This is a genomic window from Cytobacillus sp. Bac17, assembly GCF_024519925.1.
Taxonomy (GTDB): Bacteria; Bacillota; Bacilli; order Bacillales; family Cytobacillaceae; genus Cytobacillus; species Cytobacillus pseudoceanisediminis.
Genome location: NZ_JALJRC010000004.1, coordinates 182315 through 200697, shown reverse-complemented (window position 1 = coordinate 200697; position 18383 = coordinate 182315). Strand labels below are relative to the sequence as shown.

The following is an 18383-nucleotide window of genomic DNA, read 5'->3' as shown; positions in this document are numbered from 1 at the left end:
GAGATGCTGAATGATAGAGTTTCAGAATTTAAAGAAAATCTATGAAAGCGGAGGACAGCAGGTAGCTGCTTTAAATGGAATAGACTTAAAGATTAACAAAGGTGAGATTTTCGGTGTGATCGGCTTCAGCGGTGCGGGAAAGAGCTCTTTGATCCGCTGTGTCAATTGGCTGGAGAAGCCGACTTCAGGAAAGGTCATTGTCAGTGGACATGATCTGACGGCTTTATCTGTAAGAGAAATTCGCGAAGTGAAAAGAAACATCGGGATGGTCTTTCAGCATTTTAACCTTTTAAATTCGAAAACAGTGTTTGCCAATGTGGCGATGCCGCTCACACTGGGTAAGATCCCTAAAGATGACATCAAAAAGCGTGTCCATGAACTATTAGAATTCGTGGGGCTTGCAGACAAGGCAAACAGCTATCCCGATCAGCTGTCAGGCGGGCAAAAGCAGCGGATCGGAATTGCCAGGGCGCTGGCGACCCAGCCTTCCATTCTATTATGTGATGAAGCAACTTCAGCGCTGGATCCGCAGACAACCAGCTCTATCCTGCAGCTGCTGAAAAAAATAAATAAAGAATACAACATTACTATACTGATCATTACCCATGAAATGTCTGTAATCAGAGAGATCTGTGATCGTGTCGCTGTAATAGAGGCAGGAAAAATTATCGAAGAAGGAACCGTCTTCAATGTCTTTTCATCACCAAAGACGCAAACAGCGAAAAACTTTGTCAGCACTGTCATGAATGATCAAATACCTGACTCCATTAAAGAAGTGATTGAAAAACAGCAAGGGCTTCAAAAGGTATTTAGAATCAACTTTGTTGGAAATTCTGCCGGGCAGCCGCTCCTCTCGCAGGTTGCCAAAAAGTTTAATATCGACTTCAACGTCCTGTTTGGAAATATTACTGAACTTCAGGGAACACCGTTTGGCAACCTGATTGTCGAATTCCAGGGTCCGGACAGTGAAATCAGACGTGCTATTCAGTACATCAGCCAGGAAAAAGTTTCAATAAAGGAAGTGACAACACGTGCTAGTTAATCAGGAAAAAATCATCGAAGCCTTAATCGAAACGATTCAAATGGTGGCATTCTCATTGCTGTTTTCAGCTGTTATCGGACTGCCGCTTGGTATATTGCTTGTCGTAACAAGGAAAGGGCATCTGCTGGAAAACCTCGTTGTTTTTAATATCATAAACAGCATTATTAATATTTTCAGATCAGTTCCCTTCATCATTTTAATGGTGGCCATTATCCCCATTACCAGGCTGATTGTCGGAACATCAATAGGTACGGCTGCAGCCGTAGTGCCGCTAGTCTTTTATGCCGGGCCATATATTGCAAGATTAATAGAAAACTCATTGCTTGAGGTAGATCCGGGAGTCATAGAAGCTGCAGAAGCAATGGGAGCAACACCAGGCCAGATAATATTAAAATTCCTGATTCCGGAAGCACTTAGTTCGCTGGTATTAGGCTTTACAATTGCAACAATCGGATTGGTCGGAGCATCAGCCATGGCTGGGGCAGTCGGAGGCGGCGGGCTTGGTGACCTCGCCATTACCTACGGCTACCAGCGATTCGATACAACAGTCATGCTGATTACCGTTGCGATCTTAGTTGTCATGGTTCAGGGCCTGCAGTCATTCGGAAATATCTTATCCAAAAAAATCAGAAGAAGATAAATAAGGAGGAAATACATCATGAAAAAACTATTCTTAACATTCATTATTTTAGCATTGGGTGTGTTCACTGCAGCATGCTCAAGCACAACTGGAGGAGAAGAAACAAAGAAGATTAAATTAGGTGTAAGCGGTTCTGATACACGCATCTGGGACTTTATTGCAGAAAAGGCTGAAAAGGAAGGCATTGAAATTGAAGTTGTGACATTCTCTGACTATGTGCAGCCCAATGTTGCCCTTGCAGAAGGCGATCTTGATGTGAATGCATTCCAAACAGTCGCTTATTTTGACACTTTTATTAAAGAGCATAATATGGATCTTACCCCAATAGCGACAACTGTTTTAGCACCAATGGGGCTTTATTCTGAAAAAGTAAAATCGGCAGAAGACATTCCGGAAGGCGGCAAAATTGCCATTCCAAATGATGCTTCAAATGGCGGAAGAGCCCTTCTTTTACTGGAGGAAGCCGGCCTGATTAAATTATCCGAGGACTATGACGGAAACCTGGACTTGAATAAAATCGTTGAAAATCCGAAGAACCTTGAATTTGTAGAAATGGTATCAGCGCAGACACCGCGTGCACTTCCGGATGTCTCTGCTTCTGTAATCAATAACGGAATTGCCGTAGATGCAGGCTTTAACCCAACTAAGGATTCAATTTTTATTGAAAGTGAAACTGCTACTCCATACGTAAATATCATTGCTGTCCGAACAGAAGACAAGGATAACAAAACGCTTAAGAGAATTGCTGAACTTTACCAGGAAGATGATGTAGCTGATTTCATTACGAAGGAATATGACGGAAGCATGATCCCGACTTTTATTCCTTTAAGTGATATTGGCTGGTAAAAAATTATTTATAAAGGAGGAACAATGATGGCGGCACCTGTAAAAGCACTATCTGAACTGAAAGAAGCAATCAAGAAAAATGTTGAGGGAAATAAAGAACTTTATCTTTCCGCAAGCCACCAGATCCATGCGACCCCGGAAATAGGAAATGAGGAGTTTTTTGCCTCTGGCTTGCTTTCAGGCATCCTTGAGAAGGAAGGTTTTGAAGTTGAGCGGGCAGTGGCCGGGCATGAAACAGCTTTCCTTGCCCGGAAAAAATCCGATAAACCAGGGCCGTCTATTGCATTCCTTGCAGAATATGATGCCCTTCCCGGGCTGGGTCATGGATGCGGCCACAATATCATTGGCACAACAAGTGTGGCAGCAGCCATTGCATTGAGCAAGGTTATTGATGAGACCGGAGGAGAGGCAGTAGTATTTGGAACCCCGGCAGAAGAAGGCGGGCCAAATGGAAGTGCAAAAGGCAGCTTTGTGAAGCATGGCTTACTTGAAGGCATTGACGCTGCCCTAATGGTTCATCCATCAAACCATAGCCGCCTGACCAGTTCATCACTGGCAGTTGATCCGCTTGACTTCGAGTTTATCGGTAAGCCTGCCCATGCGGCAGCTTCACCGGAGGAAGGAATCAATGCCCTTGATGCAGTTATTCAGCTATTTAACGGAATTAATGCCCTTCGTCAGCAATTAAAGGATGATGTACGAATCCATGGCATTATTACTCATGGCGGGTATGCTCCAAATATTATCCCTGAGTATGCAAAAGCCAGATTCTTCATCCGTGCTACAACCAGAACCAGTCTTAATGAGGTAACACGGAAGGTTAAAGCTGTCGCTGAAGGCGCCGCATTGGCAACCGGAGCAAAGCTCAATGTTATTGCTTTTCAAAATGAAGTTGATAACCTGCTGTTAAACAAGACATATGACCAAGTGTTTAAAGAAGTGATTGAAGACTTGGGAGAAACGGTCGTTGAAGGGGACAGAGATGGAATCGGCTCGACGGATGCAGGCAACATCAGCCAAGTGGTGCCAACCATTCATCCTTATATTAAAATTGGTGCAGATGATCTTGTTGCCCATACAGTTCCGTTTCGTGAGGCTGCAGCATCTGTAAAAGGAGACGAAGCACTGATAACCGGGGCAAAAGGGCTCGCACTCACTGCCTTCCAGCTGGTAACAGACCAGGAGCTGCTTAAATCCATTAAACAGGAATTTCTAGAGCGGAAAGCCGCTGAATAAGAACAAAAGCTATCCTCTTTGCGGGATAGCTTTTTCTTATTCTAGTGAGTCTTTTCCTCAATTTGGAGGTTTCTTTCCTTAATTTGCTGAATATTTTCCGTAAATTAAGTCCGCGTTTCCCCAATTTTCTCATTCTTTTCCCGAAGTTCACGATTACCTACTGTTCCTTCATCCGTTCCTGTGCCATCCGAATAAGCTCCTTCACCATACTTCCGCCAATCTTCCCGCCCACTGTTCCTGCCTGTTTGGATGTAAGACGGCCGTTATATCCCGGCTTCAATGGCACACCGGCCTCCTCGGCAATTTCATATTTCACGACATCGGGATTTTCATTGTCAACATGGTATCCCTGGTTTGCCATTACCTGATTTTTAAGCTGGTCTAATGCCGCTCTTGATTCCGGCACAAGCGGGCGTCTTTTTCTTCTTGCCATGATGCATTCCTCCATAATAAGTACTTTTTCTTATTATGTGATAGAACATAGGGAATAACACTGAAAAAACTTGTACATCTTCTTATGAAAAGATATTCTAATGTTAGAAACCCTGAATCATTGTGAATAAACAAAAGAAGGTGTTTTGGTTGGCATTAAAATACTTGTCAGCTCTGCTGCTGCCCGGCTTGCTGGTTTTGCTCTTTACGAGAGTAAGCTATAATCGTGTGATTGGGCTTGTATTGACGGTGGGACTGATTGCTGCTTCTGTCTATAAAGGGTATACAAATTCATTTGCCTTGATTGTTATAGACGCACTTTCATTGACTGTCGGGTTTTGGTACGCTCAAAAACTGAAGCCCAAAACAAAGCCAAGTGCGGAATAATTTTTGCGGAACCTGTCGATCAAACGTATCGACAGGTTTTTTGTAAAATGAAATTTCAGCTGTATTTTTGCTCGCATAAAATCAGCTATTAATCAATATCAATCAAACGATTGATTTAATTTCAGGAGGTTAATCAAACGTTTGATTAACCTTGCTTCGACACCACCCTCAAGAATTCGGCATATTTCCCAAGCAATATTTACCCGGCAAAAATAAAAAAACGAATATCCGTTCGCATATTGTTGGTTTGTTTTAGGCTCTTTGTGGTAGAATGATGATATGAGTTTTGAGTAAAAAACTGACAAATCAGCCATGCATCCCGGATCTTAAATTCTTTCAATGCTGGTTTGTGATTAATATATAGATAAAAGTAATTTGAACGGGAGGCTTATAGGTGAAGGATCAATTTGAATTAGTCTCAAAATATTCCCCTCAGGGCGATCAGCCTGGGGCAATCAAAAAAATTGTGGAGGGAATTAATTCCGGCAAGAAGCACCAGACGCTTTTGGGTGCAACAGGAACGGGAAAAACCTTCACAGTTTCAAATGTTATACAAGAGGTTAACAAGCCGACGCTAGTCATTGCGCATAATAAGACACTTGCAGGGCAGTTATACAGTGAATTTAAGGACTTTTTTCCAAACAATGCTGTTGAGTATTTTGTCAGCTATTATGACTACTATCAGCCGGAGGCATATGTGCCTTCTACAGATACCTTTATTGAAAAAGATGCAAGCATCAATGATGAAATTGATAAGCTCCGCCACTCGGCGACTTCTTCATTATTTGAGCGCAAAGATGTCATTATAATTGCCAGTGTGTCTTGTATATATGGTTTGGGTTCTCCTGAAGAATACAGTGAAATGGTGCTATCCCTCAGAACCGGCATGGAGATTGAGAGGAACCAGCTTCTTCACAGGCTCGTTGACATTCAGTATGAACGCAATGATATCGACTTCCAGCGCGGCACCTTCCGTGTACGCGGGGATGTAGTAGAGATTTTCCCGGCATCACGGGATGAGCATTGTATCCGTGTAGAGTTTTTCGGGGATGAGATAGACCGGATCCGTGAAGTAGATGCCCTCACCGGAGAAATTATGGGTGAACGTGAGCACGTTGCGATCTTCCCGGCATCCCACTTCGTAACGCGTGAAGAAAAAATGCGGATCGCCGTCCAGAACATTGAAAAAGAACTGGAAGAGCGCCTTGCTGAATTAAGAGAAAACGATAAGCTGCTTGAAGCCCAGCGCCTCGAGCAGCGGACCCGCTATGACCTTGAGATGATGAGGGAGATGGGTTTTTGTTCCGGCATAGAAAACTACTCCCGCCACCTTACATTAAGGCCGCCTGGTTCAACACCGTATACCCTTCTGGATTATTTTCCGGAAGACTTTCTAATTGTGATTGATGAGTCGCACGTAACTCTGCCGCAAATCCGCGGTATGTTCAATGGTGACCAGGCAAGAAAATCCGTGCTTGTGGACCATGGTTTCCGTTTGCCTTCAGCCATGGATAACAGGCCGCTTACGTTTACCGAGTTCGAAAAGCATGTGAAACAGGCTGTCTTTGTTTCTGCAACACCTGGCCCTTATGAGCTTGAGCATACACCGGAAATGATTGAGCAAATTATCCGCCCAACCGGTTTGCTTGATCCTACTATTGATGTCCGTCCAATCGAAGGGCAAATTGATGACCTAATCGGTGAAATCCAGGATCGCATTCAGAAAAATGAACGTGTGCTTGTCACTACATTAACAAAGAAAATGTCTGAGGACTTGACAGACTACTTAAAAGAAATCGGCATTAAAGTGCAGTATCTGCACTCAGAGGTAAAAACGCTTGAGCGGATTGAGATTATCAGAGAGCTTCGTCTAGGTAAATACGATGTGTTAGTCGGAATCAACCTTCTAAGGGAAGGACTTGATATACCGGAAGTGTCTCTCGTTACTATACTTGATGCTGATAAGGAAGGTTTCCTCCGTTCGGAACGTTCACTCATCCAGACGATTGGACGTGCAGCGCGTAATGCGAATGGCCATGTCATTATGTACGCAGACCGGATCACTGACAGCATGGAAAAAGCCATCAGTGAAACAAAGCGCCGCCGGTCCATTCAGGAAGAGTACAATAAGAAGCATGGCATCACGCCAATGACTATACAGAAGGATATACGCGATTCAATCCGTGCAACACATGCGGCAGAAGAGCAGGAAGAATACCAGCCGTCAGCAAAGCTCGGCAAGCTGAACAAGAAAGAGCGCGAGAAGCTGATCGGCGATATGGAAAAAGAAATGAAGGAAGCGGCCAAATCCCTGAATTTCGAAAGGGCTGCCGAGCTTCGTGATCTAATATTAGAGCTGAAAGCGGAAGGATGACGTAAAAATGGCGATGGATAAACTGATTGTAAAGGGTGCCAGAGCCCATAATCTGAAAAATATAGATGTCACCATTCCGAGAGATAAGCTTGTCGTCCTGACAGGACTTTCAGGTTCAGGAAAGTCCTCACTGGCATTTGATACGATTTATGCAGAAGGGCAGCGCCGCTATGTGGAGTCATTATCTGCTTATGCCCGGCAATTCCTCGGCCAGATGGATAAGCCTGACGTGGATGCGATCGAAGGTCTGTCTCCTGCCATTTCAATTGACCAAAAGACGACAAGCAGAAATCCTCGTTCCACAGTGGGAACGGTGACAGAAATTTATGATTATCTGCGATTATTATTTGCAAGGGTGGGGCGTCCAACCTGTCCGATTCACAATATTGAAATCTCCTCACAGACCATAGAGCAAATGGTTGACCGGATTATGGAGTACCCTGAAAGAACAAAACTCCAGGTTATGGCTCCGCTTGTATCCGGCCGAAAAGGGACACATGTAAAAGTGTTTGAAGATGTCAAAAAGCAGGGGTTTGTCCGTGTCCGTGTCGATGGAGAAATGATGGATCTCGGTGATGAGATTGAGCTGGAAAAAAATAAAAAGCACTCTATAGAAGTAGTAATCGACCGGATTGTCGTAAAAGAAGGCGTAGCACCAAGGCTTGCAGATTCATTGGAAACCGCGTTGAATCTGGGCAATGGCAAGGTGCTTGTGGATGTAATCGGGGAAGAAGAACTGCTGTTCAGCGAGAACCACGCATGCCCTCAATGCGGGTTTTCAATCGGCGAACTTGAGCCAAGAATGTTCTCTTTTAATAGTCCGTTTGGTGCCTGTACGGAATGTGACGGATTGGGCTCAAAGCTGGAGGTAGATATTGATCTGGTCATACCCAATAAGGATCTTTCATTAAAGCAAAATGCTATTGCCCCATGGGAACCGACCAGCTCTCAATATTATCCTCAGCTGCTGGAGGCAGTATGCAATCATTATGGAATTGATATGGACGTTCCGGTTAAGGATATTCCTGAACACTTGCTTGAAAAAGTTTTATACGGATCCGCCAAGGACAGCATTTATTTCCGATATGAAAACGATTTTGGCCAGGTGCGGGAGAATTATATCCATTTTGAAGGTGTCATCCGCAATGTGGAGCGCCGCTATAAAGAAACAAGTTCTGATTATATCCGGGAGCAAATGGAAAAATACATGGCCCAGCATCCATGTCCTTCCTGTAAAGGCTACCGTCTGAAGCCGGAAACGCTTGCGGTGCTTGTATCAGGAAAGCATATCGGCCATGTGACAGAATATTCGATTGAGGAAGCATTCAGCTTCTTTGAGAATCTGACACTGTCTGAAAAAGAAATGAAGATTGCCAAACTCATTTTCCGTGAGATTAAGGAGAGGCTAGGCTTCCTCATTAATGTCGGGCTGGATTACCTGACATTAAGCCGGGCAGCGGGAACTTTGTCCGGCGGTGAAGCCCAGCGTATCCGCCTGGCCACACAAATCGGTTCGCGCCTGACAGGCGTACTCTACATTCTGGATGAGCCTTCCATTGGTCTCCATCAGCGTGATAATGACCGCTTGATTGATACACTGAAAAATATGCGGGATATCGGCAACACCCTGATCGTGGTAGAACACGATGAAGATACAATGGTGGCAGCCGACTATTTAATTGATGTAGGTCCGGGAGCAGGGGTTCATGGCGGACAAATCGTTTCAGCTGGTACCCCTCAGGAGGTAATGGATGATCCAAACTCCCTGACAGGGCAATATTTGTCAGGCAAGAAATTCATTCCGCTTCCAATTGAGCGCCGAAAGAATGACGGACGCTTTATCGAAATTAAAGGGGCTAAGGAAAACAATCTTAAAAATGTAAGCGTTAAGTTCCCGCTCGGCACTTTTATTTCCGTTACTGGTGTATCAGGATCGGGCAAGAGTACATTGATTAATGAAATCCTTCATAAAGGGCTTGCCCAAAAGCTTCATAGAGCCAAATCAAAGCCGGGTGAGCATAAAGAAATTAAAGGTGTGGATCACCTCGACAAAGTCATTGATATCGACCAATCTCCAATCGGACGGACACCTCGTTCCAACCCGGCAACATACACCGGAGTGTTTGATGATATTCGTGATGTATTTGCTTCAACCAATGAAGCAAAAGTTCGCGGCTACAAAAAGGGGCGCTTCAGCTTCAATGTAAAAGGCGGACGATGTGAAGCATGCCGCGGAGACGGGATCATCAAGATTGAAATGCACTTCCTGCCTGATGTGTATGTGCCATGTGAAGTATGTCATGGCAAACGCTATAACAGGGAAACACTTGAAGTGAAGTATAAAGGGAAGAATATTTCGGAGATTCTCGATATGACAGTGGAAGATGCACTGGAGTTTTTCGAAAATATTCCTAAAATCCGCCGCAAGCTGCAGACGATTTATGATGTTGGCCTGGGCTACATCACTTTGGGACAGCCTGCGACAACATTGTCCGGCGGTGAAGCGCAGCGTGTCAAACTTGCTTCCGAATTGCACCGCCGTTCAACGGGCCGCTCCCTGTACATTCTTGATGAACCGACAACAGGTCTTCATGTTGATGATATCTCAAGACTGCTCGTGGTCCTTCAGCGTCTTGTTGAAAATGGAGACACGGTACTGGTTATTGAGCATAATCTTGATGTCATCAAGGCAGCCGACTATATAGTGGACCTTGGACCTGAGGGCGGAGATAAGGGAGGTACCATCTTAGCAGCCGGTACACCGGAAAAAATTGCCGAAGTCCCGGAATCCTACACAGGCAAATACCTCAAACCAATCCTGGAAAGAGACCGCCTGAGAATGAAACAGCGAATTGAAGAGAAAGAGGGCGTGACAAACGCTTAATTAGGAGGAAGCAGTACCGTTTTGGTACTGTTTCTTTTTTATGTAAAAGAGATTAATTCTCCTGGATGAGGGGTATAGAACATGCGTCTGCAGCAACCCTCAATAATCTCAACCAGGAAAGGAACATTCACTATGAAAAATAAAATATATCTTTTGGCAGGCCTTATTTTGCTTGGGTTCGGCATCTATCTATCCATCACATTTCTTGGAGAGGAAAAAAAGGCTGAAAGCAATCAATCGATTGTAGCTTTTGGCGATTCGCTCACCTACGGATATGGAGATGAAACTGAGGAGGGGTACATTGGCAGGCTGCAGACCAAACTGGATCGGACATTTCCGGAGAAGAATTATACAATAACAAATCATGGAGTGTATGGCTTTAAATCTTCGGATGTCCTTCAGCAAATGCTCAAACCGGAAGTGGCACAGGATATTAAAAATGCAGATATGTTTATCGTATATATTGGAACAAACGATTTGCTGAAAAGCAACGGAGGGGATCTTTATCCGCTCCATCACGAAAAACTGGTTGAAGCTAAAGACATTTATGAGGATAAACTGAATGGAATCCTTGAAACACTGGAAACCGCCAACAGTGATGCACCTGTTATCCTTCTCGGACTATACAATCCCTATCCGGACGGTGACCAGATTGAAAAATATATTGACCATTGGAACAATTCCATAAGAAAAAAAGCAGCGGAAGATAAAAATATCACCTACATTTCTACCAATGAACTATTCAAGGGAAAAAACAAGAAACAGTACTTCGCTGATTCCCTTCATCCGAACGGAAAGGGATATGAGATGATTGCGGATAGGATTATGGAAGGCTTTTCTTTTTAATAAAATTTAAAGCTTACTAAATTGATTTTAGCACCTGTTGCCTGGAGCGGAAATCAACAGGTCAAATCAAAAGAACCATTTGAAGTTCCTTCCTTTCTGACCATTTGATAACACAATGTAATGTTCCAGCAAAATCGATGTAACCAAGCAGCGTTATACTCCTATATAAGGGAAGCTATTGCCTGGAAACAGAAGGGGAGGTCATTATGGAGGATTATTTAGAGAAGTCTCTGGAAGAATGGAAAGAAGATATTTCTGAGGTTTTGGATCAGATTAATAATGAATATGAGGATGTTAAAAAAGAGCTTAAAGTATATTCCTACAAATATGGAATTACAAAGCAGGTTATCCAGTCTACTGTGAACGAAGAGATTATTGATAATATCCGCGAAATGTATCATAAGCCTTTTGAAGAGAAGTATAACGAATTGAAAGAATACATACGTGATTTGGATGAAAAACGAAAAGTTTTCCAAATGTTTGTCAATAAAATCGACGAAGTGAAAAAGAAGGAAGCGCCTCGCACTGACCTGGCAGCTGCCTATAAATAGGACATAATCATAAAACCGTCTTTTCAAGAAAGGCGGTTTTTAATATAGAAAAAAGCTATGCGACTTGAGGCTATGGAACCCCTCAGCCTGCAGATGTATTTTTAGAAATATGGAGGAAAATGCTCCTTTGATTTTCTATAATGAAGAAGAGGCTGAAACTTTTAGCGCTCCATTTCCGTATGACAGATAAGGTGAAACTTCAATCAGTGGGGTTTTTTTATCCCCATTGATTGTTAGTTGAACCAATCGGGCCTTTACGGGCAGTTTGCCCCCCCACTTATCCTCCATTGGTTTCTCTGAGTCTTGAAGTGGGGGTCTTACTGCCCGTTAGACTGCGATAAAGGAGCTGAAAACAATGGAAACAAGAAAGGTTCTGTCTGCCTTAAGCTATTTTAGCATTATGTTCGCAGGATTTATTTTTCCGCTCATTGTATTTTTTGCATCAGAAGACACGGAAGTGAAGCGGCATGCCAAGAGTGCATTCTTATCACATTTGATTCCGCTGGTTCCTGTTCCGTTTATTGTTTTTGCTGGGGTGACCCAGTTCACAGTAAATGATCAGGAAATCCCGGTCCTATTTCTTGCAGCTGTGGGCATCACGATCATTCTGCTATTAATTGTACTTATCTGGAATATCATTAAAGGGGTAAAAGTCCTGATACAAGAATAGAAATAATAGAGGAGGGCCAAAGAATGAAAGAGGAACGCAAACGTATTTTGAAAATGGTCGAGGATGGAAAGCTTACGGTTGACGAAGCTTTAACTCTGCTGGAGCAGCTTGAAAAAACAAACCAGACGATGGAACAGAAGCAGGAGGATTTAATTAAGGAGCTATCTGCTGAGGTTAAGTTTGAAGAAGCTAAAAAGGGTGAGCCATACAGCTCAAAGCAACAAAGTGCCAAGGAAAAAATCATTGATTTTGTAGATTCAGCATTTAAGAAAGTGAAGGATCTCGATCTTGATTTTAATTTTGGGAAAAGTGTTGAGATCTCTCATATATTTCAGCATGCAGACGCATACTTAAAAGATCTGGACATTGATGTTGCCAATGGGACAGTTAAGGTGATTCCATGGGAGCAAAGTGATGTCCGCGTTGAATGCAAAGCTAAGGTCTATCGTGTGGATAATCAGGATGAAGCACGCAGAAATTTCCTGAAGGATGTTATTTTTGCCATTGAGGGGCAAAGGCTGAGATTTTCCAGTCAGCAAAAGTGGATGAAGCTTGAAGCAGTCATCTATATTCCAAGATCTGAATATGAAAATGTGAAAATCCGCATGTTTAATGGCCCGATTGAAAGTCAAAACTTAACAGTGGAAAACTTTAAAGCGAAAACGGCCAATGGAAAGATTACGGTTAGTGATTTAAACAGTAAAAATGTTGAGGCTGAAACCGCCAACGGGCAAATTACCATTCAAAAAAGCCGAATTGATCATGTAGAAGCCGAAACGTTGAATGGTCCAATTCTGGCTGAAGGAGACTTCAAAAAAGCCGAACTCCAATCGTTTAATGGAAATGTAACATGCAGGGCAGAAAATGAACGCTGCGAATGGATCGAAGCGAAGGCAGCGACGGGCAGCATCGACTTGTTTGTTCCGGATTTCGCTGCTGTCAGCGGAGAACTTCGCACCAATCTGGGCAGTTTCCACCCTGATATTGAGGGTATTGAAGTTATAGAAGAAAAGAGCGAAGTGATTCAGAAAATGCTGCGCTTCAAGTCTGTAAAAGAAAGCGGCAGCGGACTCAAGCTGAGGGCTGACTCAAAAACAGGTACGATCACGATCAAGCGGTCAACTGCCTGGTAAAGCGTAAGGAATTTGGCTGTTGATAGATAGTATAAAATTTTGAACATTACTGTCTAGCTCCACAAGGAACGCTCGACAGCTTTATCATCGCACGACTAAAAGCGCCAGCTTTTTAGGAGGAGCGCCTGCCCCCTCGAGGGGTCTGGGGTGGGCAAGGGGCTTTCGCTTTTCTTGATAGGAGGGATTCTTTGTGAATAAATTGGTTCGCTCCCGCAGCAACCGGAAATTAGCGGGGGTATTGGGCGGCTTATCAAAATCGATCGGTATAGATCCTACCGTACTCAGGGTGATTTTCATTGTTTTATTATTTACAACAGGCGTTTTTCCAATGACACTCATTTATGCTCTGCTTGTGTTCTTGCTTCCTAATGAAGAGGTGCTGTAGAAAATGAGATGGATTCTGGGAATTTTGATTAATGCGGTCCTATTTGTAGCGATCGCCGGTTTTTTTAAGGATTCGTTTTACTTATCGGGATTTGGGGCTGCCATCGGTGCCAGCTTCATGCTTTCCATCCTGAACATTCTCGTGAAACCAATCCTGATTATATTAACTCTGCCAGTCACTGTTTTAACGCTCGGTCTGTTTTTGTTCGTCATCAATGCTGTTACATTAATGATTACAGATGGCTTTATGGGGGATTCTTTTGAAATTGACGGGTTTGGCACAGCGATTCTTGTGTCTGTGATTATGTCAATTGTTAATCTGATCATTCAAAAAGCGATCCTCGAACCGGCAAGGGAAAAGTAAATGCGTTAAAAAGCCAGCATCCGTGATGCTGGCTTTTTTCTATTCAATGATGGTGGCATTAAAGCCGTCCCTCTTCAGACTCCCGGCAAGTTTCTCGGCAAGCTGCTTTTCTGAAAATGCAACTTGAACTTTATATTGTTTGATTTTATCATTCTTTCTCAAGCCGTATTGTTCGGCGATTGCTTTTACTATGGCTTGTGCACAGCGTTTTCGATAGAGAGGGGTCCGGAGAAGGGAAGCTTCTTCTTTATTGGTCATAAACCCGCATTCCACAAGTACAGCAGTCATTTTTGTCTCACGAAGAACCTGGAAATCAGCTGTTTTGACTCCCCGGTCCCGCAAGCCTGTAGAACTGATTAAGTTTCGCTGTATCTTTTGGGCTAATGCCAGCGCTTCCCGAGGTTTTGAAGGGTAGACATATGTCTCAATTCCGCCTGCACTGTTCCATCCGCCTGTTCCGTAAGCATTGGCATGGATGGACACATAGCAGTCCGCGTTTTGTTTATTTGCCAGCTCGGTCCTTTCGGCAAGCGGCACGTCCCGTACATCCGAGTGTGCAAAGGAAACCACTGTGGTTTGATAGCTTTCCAGCAACTCCTTTGCTAGTTCGGCAACAGCCCGATTGAATTCATATTCTCTCATTCCGTTAGGGCTCCGTTTGCCGGAGGTGCTGTATCCATGCCCGGCATCCAGTATGATTTTCATCTAATCGCTCCTTTCAATAAAAAATATTCTCATGTATATAATATGGACAAACCTTCCAAAAGGACATGGTAAAATGAAAATAGGAGAAAACCCTGATGGGCTTTCTCCTATTTTGCGGCGCGCTGCATCGTATGAACAAATTTATAGCGGTCTGCGCGGTATGCTGATTTGACAAGCTCAAAAGGCGTGCCATCCTCTAAAAAGGAAGTTCGGACAATAAGCAGTACAGGCGATCCGGATTCGACCTGCAAGTGGTTTACTTCCGTTTCCTTAGCGATGGAAGCTTCAATTTGCTGGGTTGCTTCACTGATGGTCAGGGACAATTTTTCTTCAATATGCTGGTAAAGGGACTTGTTGATGATTTCTTCTGTAAGCCCTTTAACGAGATTAGCAGGCAGGCAGGTAGTTTCCAGCGCCATTGGCAGATTATCTGCCATACGCACCCGTTTAATTTCATAAACAGGTGTGTTTTCTTTTATATCAAGCTTTCTCGCCAGCTGCGGCTCGGCCGGGATGATTTCAAATGAAATCAGACGGCTGCTCGGCACCATGCCGCGCTCTTTCATATCTTCAGTAAAGCTGGTCAATCCCTGAAGCTTTTGTTCGACCTTCTGCTTGTTGACGAAAGTTCCGCGCCCTTTTTGCCTGTATAGATAGCCATCATTGACAAGGTTGTTTAATGCCTGTCTGACTGTCATGCGGCTAATCTGGTATTGCTCAGAATACTCGCGCTCAGAAGGGATTGCTTCATCAGGCTTTAATATGCCGCTTTCTATTAATTGTTTAATATACTCTTCCAATTGGTGATATATCGGGATGGGTGATTGCTTATCGATCATGGGAATTCTCCTATCACTATTAGTAGTGCTCATCAATCCTTACTGACAAGACTAAGTGCTTCTTCATCGGCTATGATTGTCACATTCTCATGAAGCTTCAAAGCTGATGCGGGGAACTGTTCATCAGGTTCTCCATAAACCAGTTGCCTGATAGCTTCTGCCTTGGCTGAACCTGAAGCGAGCAAGATGATTTCCCGGCTATCAAGAATCGAAGCGATTCCCATAGTAATCGCTTGGGCTGGAACGTCTTCAATAGAATTGAAAAACCTTGCGTTCGCCTTACGTGTACTTTCAGCCAGGTCCACGACATGCGTACGGCTTTGAAAAGACGTGCCGGGTTCATTGAAGCCGATATGTCCATTGCGTCCAATTCCCAGCAGCTGCAGATCGATATCTGCCAGATCCTTGATCAGCTGCTCATACCGTTCGCATTCCTGTGGCATATCTTCTGCTGCTCCTTTTGGAAGGTGAGTGTTTTCCAGCCGGATGTCCAAATGATCAAATAGTTCACTATTCATGAAATGCCTGTAGCTATTAGGGTCGAAAGGAGGCAGGCCGATATATTCATCCAAATTAATCGTCGTGATTTTTTCATAAGAAGTGCCATTTTTTTGATGATCTTTAATCAGTTCAGCATAAACTCCTTTTGGTGTGCTGCCGGTTGCAAGCCCTAATGTCAGATCCGGCTGCTGCCGGATTTTTTCAATCATCATCTGGGCAGCTTTTTGGCTCATATCGTTATAATTGGCTGTTCGAATGATTTTCAAGGTCTTTTCACCTCGTGTTCAAAGGCTTTGACGCCTCTGCAGAAAGTCATAGCAACCTCAAGGTTCTCATCGAGTACAACCAGGTCGGCATCCTTTCCTTCCGAAATACTGCCTTTCCGGTCAAATATATTGAGCTGTCTGGCCGGGTTGCTGCTTGCAAGCTGGACAGCTTCAGACAGCTGAATATCAGTAAAATCAATCATATTTTTAATGGAATCTTTCATTTTCAAAATACTTCCAGCCAGTGTGCCGTCAGCAAGCAGTGCCTGGCCATTTTCAACCTTTACATCCTGTCCGCCAAGATCATAATGGCCATTTTTCAGGCATTTTGCTCTCATGGAATCGGTTATCAGGATCATTCCATCCGGGCCCTTGGCGTTTAGTGCAAGCTTGATCATTTCAGGCCGGACATGGATTCCATCAGCAATCATTTCAACTATCAATTCTTTGAATAAAAGCGAAGCGCCGGCTACTCCAGGTTCACGGTGATGCATGCCTCTCATTCCGTTAAAAAGGTGAGTCACCTGCTTAGCTCCCGCCTGAACAGCTTTCTCCATTTCTGTAAAAATGGCATCGCTATGGCCGATTGAGGGGACAACACCGTTTTCACTTAAGTAGCGGATAAATTCATAGCCATTTGCTTTCTCAGGTGCAAGTGTAATCAGCTTGATGGTTCCATTTGCTGCTTCCTGCCAGCGCTTAAAAAGTTCAATATCAGGCTCGAGTATATGATCCTTCGGCTGGGCTCCGCCTCTTGCTTCGTTAATAAACGGGCCCTCCAGGTGGATTCCGATTACTTCCGCCTGGCCAGGAATATTTTGTTCTTTTTGAAAGTGGGCTGCATTGATCAGCGCGCCTTCTATTTTTTCCTTTTCCTGTGTGATAGTCGTGGCCAGGAAGCTGGTGGTCCCTTCTTCAGGCAGCACGCTGGCCATCGTGTTAAGTGCTTCAAATGTTGCATCCATTGTATCGGCACCGCCAGCGCCGTGAATGTGAACATCAATAAACCCCGGACTGATTGTATGCTCAGGGGAAAGTTCTATGATTTCTGTATCCTGGCCGATGGCAGGAAGCTCCTCCAAAGTTCCAGTTTTTAAGATTCGGTCTTTCTCTATTAGAATAAACCCTTGATCAATCATGCTGTTTTCCAGAATAATTCTAGCGTTTTTCAGTAATAGACGGCTCATTTTTTAGTTCATCTCCGTTTGAATGATACTTTTATTATAAAAGGTTTGTGTTTAGATGTCTATACCAGTTAAAAGAATTAACTCTCTCTGGTGTTTTGGTCTATACAACTAAAATAGGATAGAAGGCGGGTGGACGCTTTCTATCCTATTAATTTGAGTTTTAAGGGAATTTCATACAATATATCTGATTATTTAGTATGATATTCCGCAATGGCTTCCCGTAAATAACCATTATGCTTTTTCAGAAGCCTGGCGGCTGCTTCACCTTTTAATCCTGTTAAAATTTGAAGAATCGCAGCCTTTGTATTATGGTTTTGTTCTTTGAGAGCAGCCTGGGCTTCTTCATCAGATGCACCTGTAGCCATTTTGACGATATTTTCAGCACGTTTAAACAGCTTCTCATTTGTCATCTGCACATCCACCATCAGATTGCCGTATACTTTTCCGAGTTTGATCATGGAAGCTGTTGTTAACATGTTCAGGACGAGCTTTTGTGCAGTGCCTGCTTTCATTCTTGTAGAGCCTGTAACCACTTCGGGCCCTGTGATAGGTGCTATCGTATATTTTGCAATTCTCCCCATTTCGGAGTCTTTAGTGCAGGCAACAGCAACAGTAACAGCACCGACTTCATTTCCATATTGAAGAGCACCGATCGTATACGGCGTACGGCCGCTCGCTGCAATGCCGACAAGCACATCCTTGTCCGACAATTGAATATCTGCGACATCCTGGCGTCCCTGTTCACTGTCATCCTCGGCGCCTTCAACTGCCTCGGTCATGGCTTCTTTGCCGCCGGCAATAATGCCGACAACCATTTCCGGGTCCGTTCCATAAGTGGGCGGACATTCTGAAGCATCGATAATGCCAAGGCGTCCTGAGGTGCCTGCACCAACGTAAATCAAGCGGCCTCCTTTTTTAAAACTATCCGTAATTTCATCCACCACTTTTACAATGTGAGGAATTTCTCTTGCAATGGCATTTGGAACAATCGCATCTTCCTGGTTTATGATTGTAATAATTTCTTCGGTTGTCATTAAATCTACTTCCATTGTTTTAGGGTTTCGCTGCTCGGTATTTAGCTTTGTAATATTCATTG

At 43.8% G+C, this 18383-nt stretch carries 19 protein-coding genes; 13 read left to right on the top strand and 6 right to left on the bottom strand.

Annotated features, from left to right (window positions below; translation table 11 throughout):
• Positions 1-10 precede the first annotated feature (10 nt).
• Genes NR125_RS08955 through NR125_RS08940 form a run of 4 tightly spaced genes read left to right on the top strand, consistent with a single transcriptional unit; the run spans position 11 to position 3764 of the window.
• Entirely contained in the window at positions 11-1042 is a 1032-nt protein-coding gene (locus tag NR125_RS08955; RefSeq protein WP_256815084.1) for a methionine ABC transporter ATP-binding protein, read from the top strand.
• Positions 1032-1682: a methionine ABC transporter permease gene (locus NR125_RS08950; RefSeq protein WP_019383329.1), complete on the top strand. Its 651-nt coding sequence runs from the start codon at positions 1032-1034 to the stop codon at positions 1680-1682. The genes NR125_RS08955 and NR125_RS08950 overlap by 11 nt, the downstream gene beginning before the upstream one ends.
• 18 nt (positions 1683-1700) lie before the next feature.
• Positions 1701-2528, top strand: a complete 828-nt coding sequence (locus NR125_RS08945) for a MetQ/NlpA family ABC transporter substrate-binding protein (protein ID WP_009331870.1) — start codon at positions 1701-1703, stop codon at positions 2526-2528.
• A 27-nt stretch (positions 2529-2555) separates the two neighbouring features.
• Complete coding sequence (locus NR125_RS08940; RefSeq protein WP_256815083.1) at positions 2556-3764, top strand: M20 family metallopeptidase; 1209 nt, start codon at positions 2556-2558, stop codon at positions 3762-3764.
• Between the two features lie 157 nt (positions 3765-3921).
• Here NR125_RS08940 and NR125_RS08935 read toward each other — a convergent pair whose 3' ends face one another.
• Positions 3922-4197: an alpha/beta-type small acid-soluble spore protein gene (locus NR125_RS08935; RefSeq protein WP_071156405.1), complete on the bottom strand. Its 276-nt coding sequence runs from the start codon at positions 4195-4197 to the stop codon at positions 3922-3924.
• A gap of 149 nt (positions 4198-4346) precedes the next feature.
• On the opposite strand from NR125_RS08935, the gene NR125_RS08930 reads away from it, so the two are divergent.
• The 9 genes from NR125_RS08930 to NR125_RS08890 all read left to right on the top strand — a co-directional run bounded on the left by NR125_RS08930 (position 4347) and on the right by NR125_RS08890 (position 13789).
• Entirely contained in the window at positions 4347-4583 is a 237-nt protein-coding gene (locus NR125_RS08930; RefSeq protein WP_009331867.1) for a DUF2198 family protein, read from the top strand.
• Positions 4584-4977: 394 nt separating this feature from the next.
• Entirely contained in the window at positions 4978-6957 is a 1980-nt protein-coding gene (gene uvrB, locus NR125_RS08925; protein WP_009331866.1) for an excinuclease ABC subunit UvrB, read from the top strand.
• Positions 6958-6964: 7 nt separating this feature from the next.
• Entirely contained in the window at positions 6965-9841 is a 2877-nt protein-coding gene (gene uvrA, locus NR125_RS08920) for an excinuclease ABC subunit UvrA (protein WP_071156407.1), read from the top strand.
• 132 nt (positions 9842-9973) lie between these two features.
• Positions 9974-10687, top strand: coding sequence for a DUF459 domain-containing protein (locus NR125_RS08915; RefSeq protein WP_226280638.1), 714 nt, complete (start codon positions 9974-9976; stop codon positions 10685-10687).
• Between the two features lie 206 nt (positions 10688-10893).
• Positions 10894-11238 carry a hypothetical protein gene (locus NR125_RS08910; protein WP_009331863.1) on the top strand — a complete coding sequence of 115 codons (345 nt, stop codon included), beginning with the start codon at positions 10894-10896 and terminating at the stop codon, positions 11236-11238.
• 355 nt (positions 11239-11593) lie between these two features.
• Positions 11594-11908, top strand: a complete 315-nt coding sequence (locus NR125_RS08905; protein WP_009331862.1) for a magnetosome magnetite crystal formation protein family — start codon at positions 11594-11596, stop codon at positions 11906-11908.
• 23 nt (positions 11909-11931) lie between these two features.
• A complete protein-coding gene (locus NR125_RS08900) occupies positions 11932-13041 on the top strand; it encodes a DUF4097 family beta strand repeat-containing protein (RefSeq protein ID WP_256815077.1) in 1110 nt (369 codons plus the stop codon).
• 190 nt (positions 13042-13231) lie between these two features.
• Positions 13232-13426, top strand: coding sequence for a PspC domain-containing protein (locus NR125_RS08895; protein WP_009331860.1), 195 nt, complete (start codon positions 13232-13234; stop codon positions 13424-13426).
• 3 nt (positions 13427-13429) lie between these two features.
• Entirely contained in the window at positions 13430-13789 is a 360-nt protein-coding gene (locus tag NR125_RS08890; protein ID WP_009331859.1) for a phage holin family protein, read from the top strand.
• A gap of 39 nt (positions 13790-13828) precedes the next feature.
• Here NR125_RS08890 and NR125_RS08885 read toward each other — a convergent pair whose 3' ends face one another.
• From NR125_RS08885 to murQ, 5 genes are all read right to left on the bottom strand, one after another.
• Positions 13829-14494 (bottom strand): N-acetylmuramoyl-L-alanine amidase, encoded by a 666-nt coding sequence (locus NR125_RS08885; RefSeq protein ID WP_019383325.1) that lies wholly within the window; start codon positions 14492-14494, stop codon positions 13829-13831.
• Between the two features lie 107 nt (positions 14495-14601).
• The gene (locus NR125_RS08880; RefSeq protein WP_192907879.1) at positions 14602-15333 is read right to left on the bottom strand and encodes a GntR family transcriptional regulator; all 732 of its coding nucleotides are present in this window, start codon (positions 15331-15333) and stop codon (positions 14602-14604) included.
• A 32-nt stretch (positions 15334-15365) separates the two neighbouring features.
• A complete protein-coding gene (gene nagB / locus NR125_RS08875; protein ID WP_009331856.1) occupies positions 15366-16100 on the bottom strand; it encodes a glucosamine-6-phosphate deaminase in 735 nt (244 codons plus the stop codon).
• Complete coding sequence (gene nagA, locus NR125_RS08870; protein ID WP_256815076.1) at positions 16097-17287, bottom strand: N-acetylglucosamine-6-phosphate deacetylase; 1191 nt, start codon at positions 17285-17287, stop codon at positions 16097-16099. Before nagA ends, nagB begins: the two co-directional genes overlap by 4 nt.
• Positions 17288-17475: 188 nt before the next feature.
• Positions 17476-18381 (bottom strand): N-acetylmuramic acid 6-phosphate etherase, encoded by a 906-nt coding sequence (gene murQ / locus NR125_RS08865; RefSeq protein WP_251156261.1) that lies wholly within the window; start codon positions 18379-18381, stop codon positions 17476-17478.
• Positions 18382-18383: the final 2 nt, after the last annotated feature.

Excerpts from the sequence above, each read along its gene's own strand:
- NR125_RS08945 (WP_009331870.1), top strand. The coding sequence starts at position 1,701 with ATGAAAAAACTATTCTTAACATTCATTATTTTAGCATTGGGTGTGTTC.
- NR125_RS08915 (WP_226280638.1), top strand. The coding sequence starts at position 9,974 with ATGAAAAATAAAATATATCTTTTGGCAGGCCTTATTTTGCTTGGGTTC.
- murQ (WP_251156261.1), bottom strand. The coding sequence starts at position 18,381 with ATGAATATTACAAAGCTAAATACCGAGCAGCGAAACCCTAAAACAATG.
- NR125_RS08940 (WP_256815083.1), top strand. The coding sequence starts at position 2,556 with ATGGCGGCACCTGTAAAAGCACTATCTGAACTGAAAGAAGCAATCAAG.
- NR125_RS08885 (WP_019383325.1), bottom strand. The coding sequence starts at position 14,494 with ATGAAAATCATACTGGATGCCGGGCATGGATACAGCACCTCCGGCAAA.
- uvrA (WP_071156407.1), top strand. The coding sequence starts at position 6,965 with ATGGCGATGGATAAACTGATTGTAAAGGGTGCCAGAGCCCATAATCTG.
- NR125_RS08900 (WP_256815077.1), top strand. The coding sequence starts at position 11,932 with ATGAAAGAGGAACGCAAACGTATTTTGAAAATGGTCGAGGATGGAAAG.
- NR125_RS08880 (WP_192907879.1), bottom strand. The coding sequence starts at position 15,333 with ATGATCGATAAGCAATCACCCATCCCGATATATCACCAATTGGAAGAG.
- nagA (WP_256815076.1), bottom strand. The coding sequence starts at position 17,287 with ATGAGCCGTCTATTACTGAAAAACGCTAGAATTATTCTGGAAAACAGC.
- NR125_RS08935 (WP_071156405.1), bottom strand. The coding sequence starts at position 4,197 with ATGGCAAGAAGAAAAAGACGCCCGCTTGTGCCGGAATCAAGAGCGGCA.
- NR125_RS08910 (WP_009331863.1), top strand. The coding sequence starts at position 10,894 with ATGGAGGATTATTTAGAGAAGTCTCTGGAAGAATGGAAAGAAGATATT.
- NR125_RS08905 (WP_009331862.1), top strand. The coding sequence starts at position 11,594 with ATGGAAACAAGAAAGGTTCTGTCTGCCTTAAGCTATTTTAGCATTATG.
- NR125_RS08955 (WP_256815084.1), top strand. The coding sequence starts at position 11 with ATGATAGAGTTTCAGAATTTAAAGAAAATCTATGAAAGCGGAGGACAG.
- NR125_RS08890 (WP_009331859.1), top strand. The coding sequence starts at position 13,430 with ATGAGATGGATTCTGGGAATTTTGATTAATGCGGTCCTATTTGTAGCG.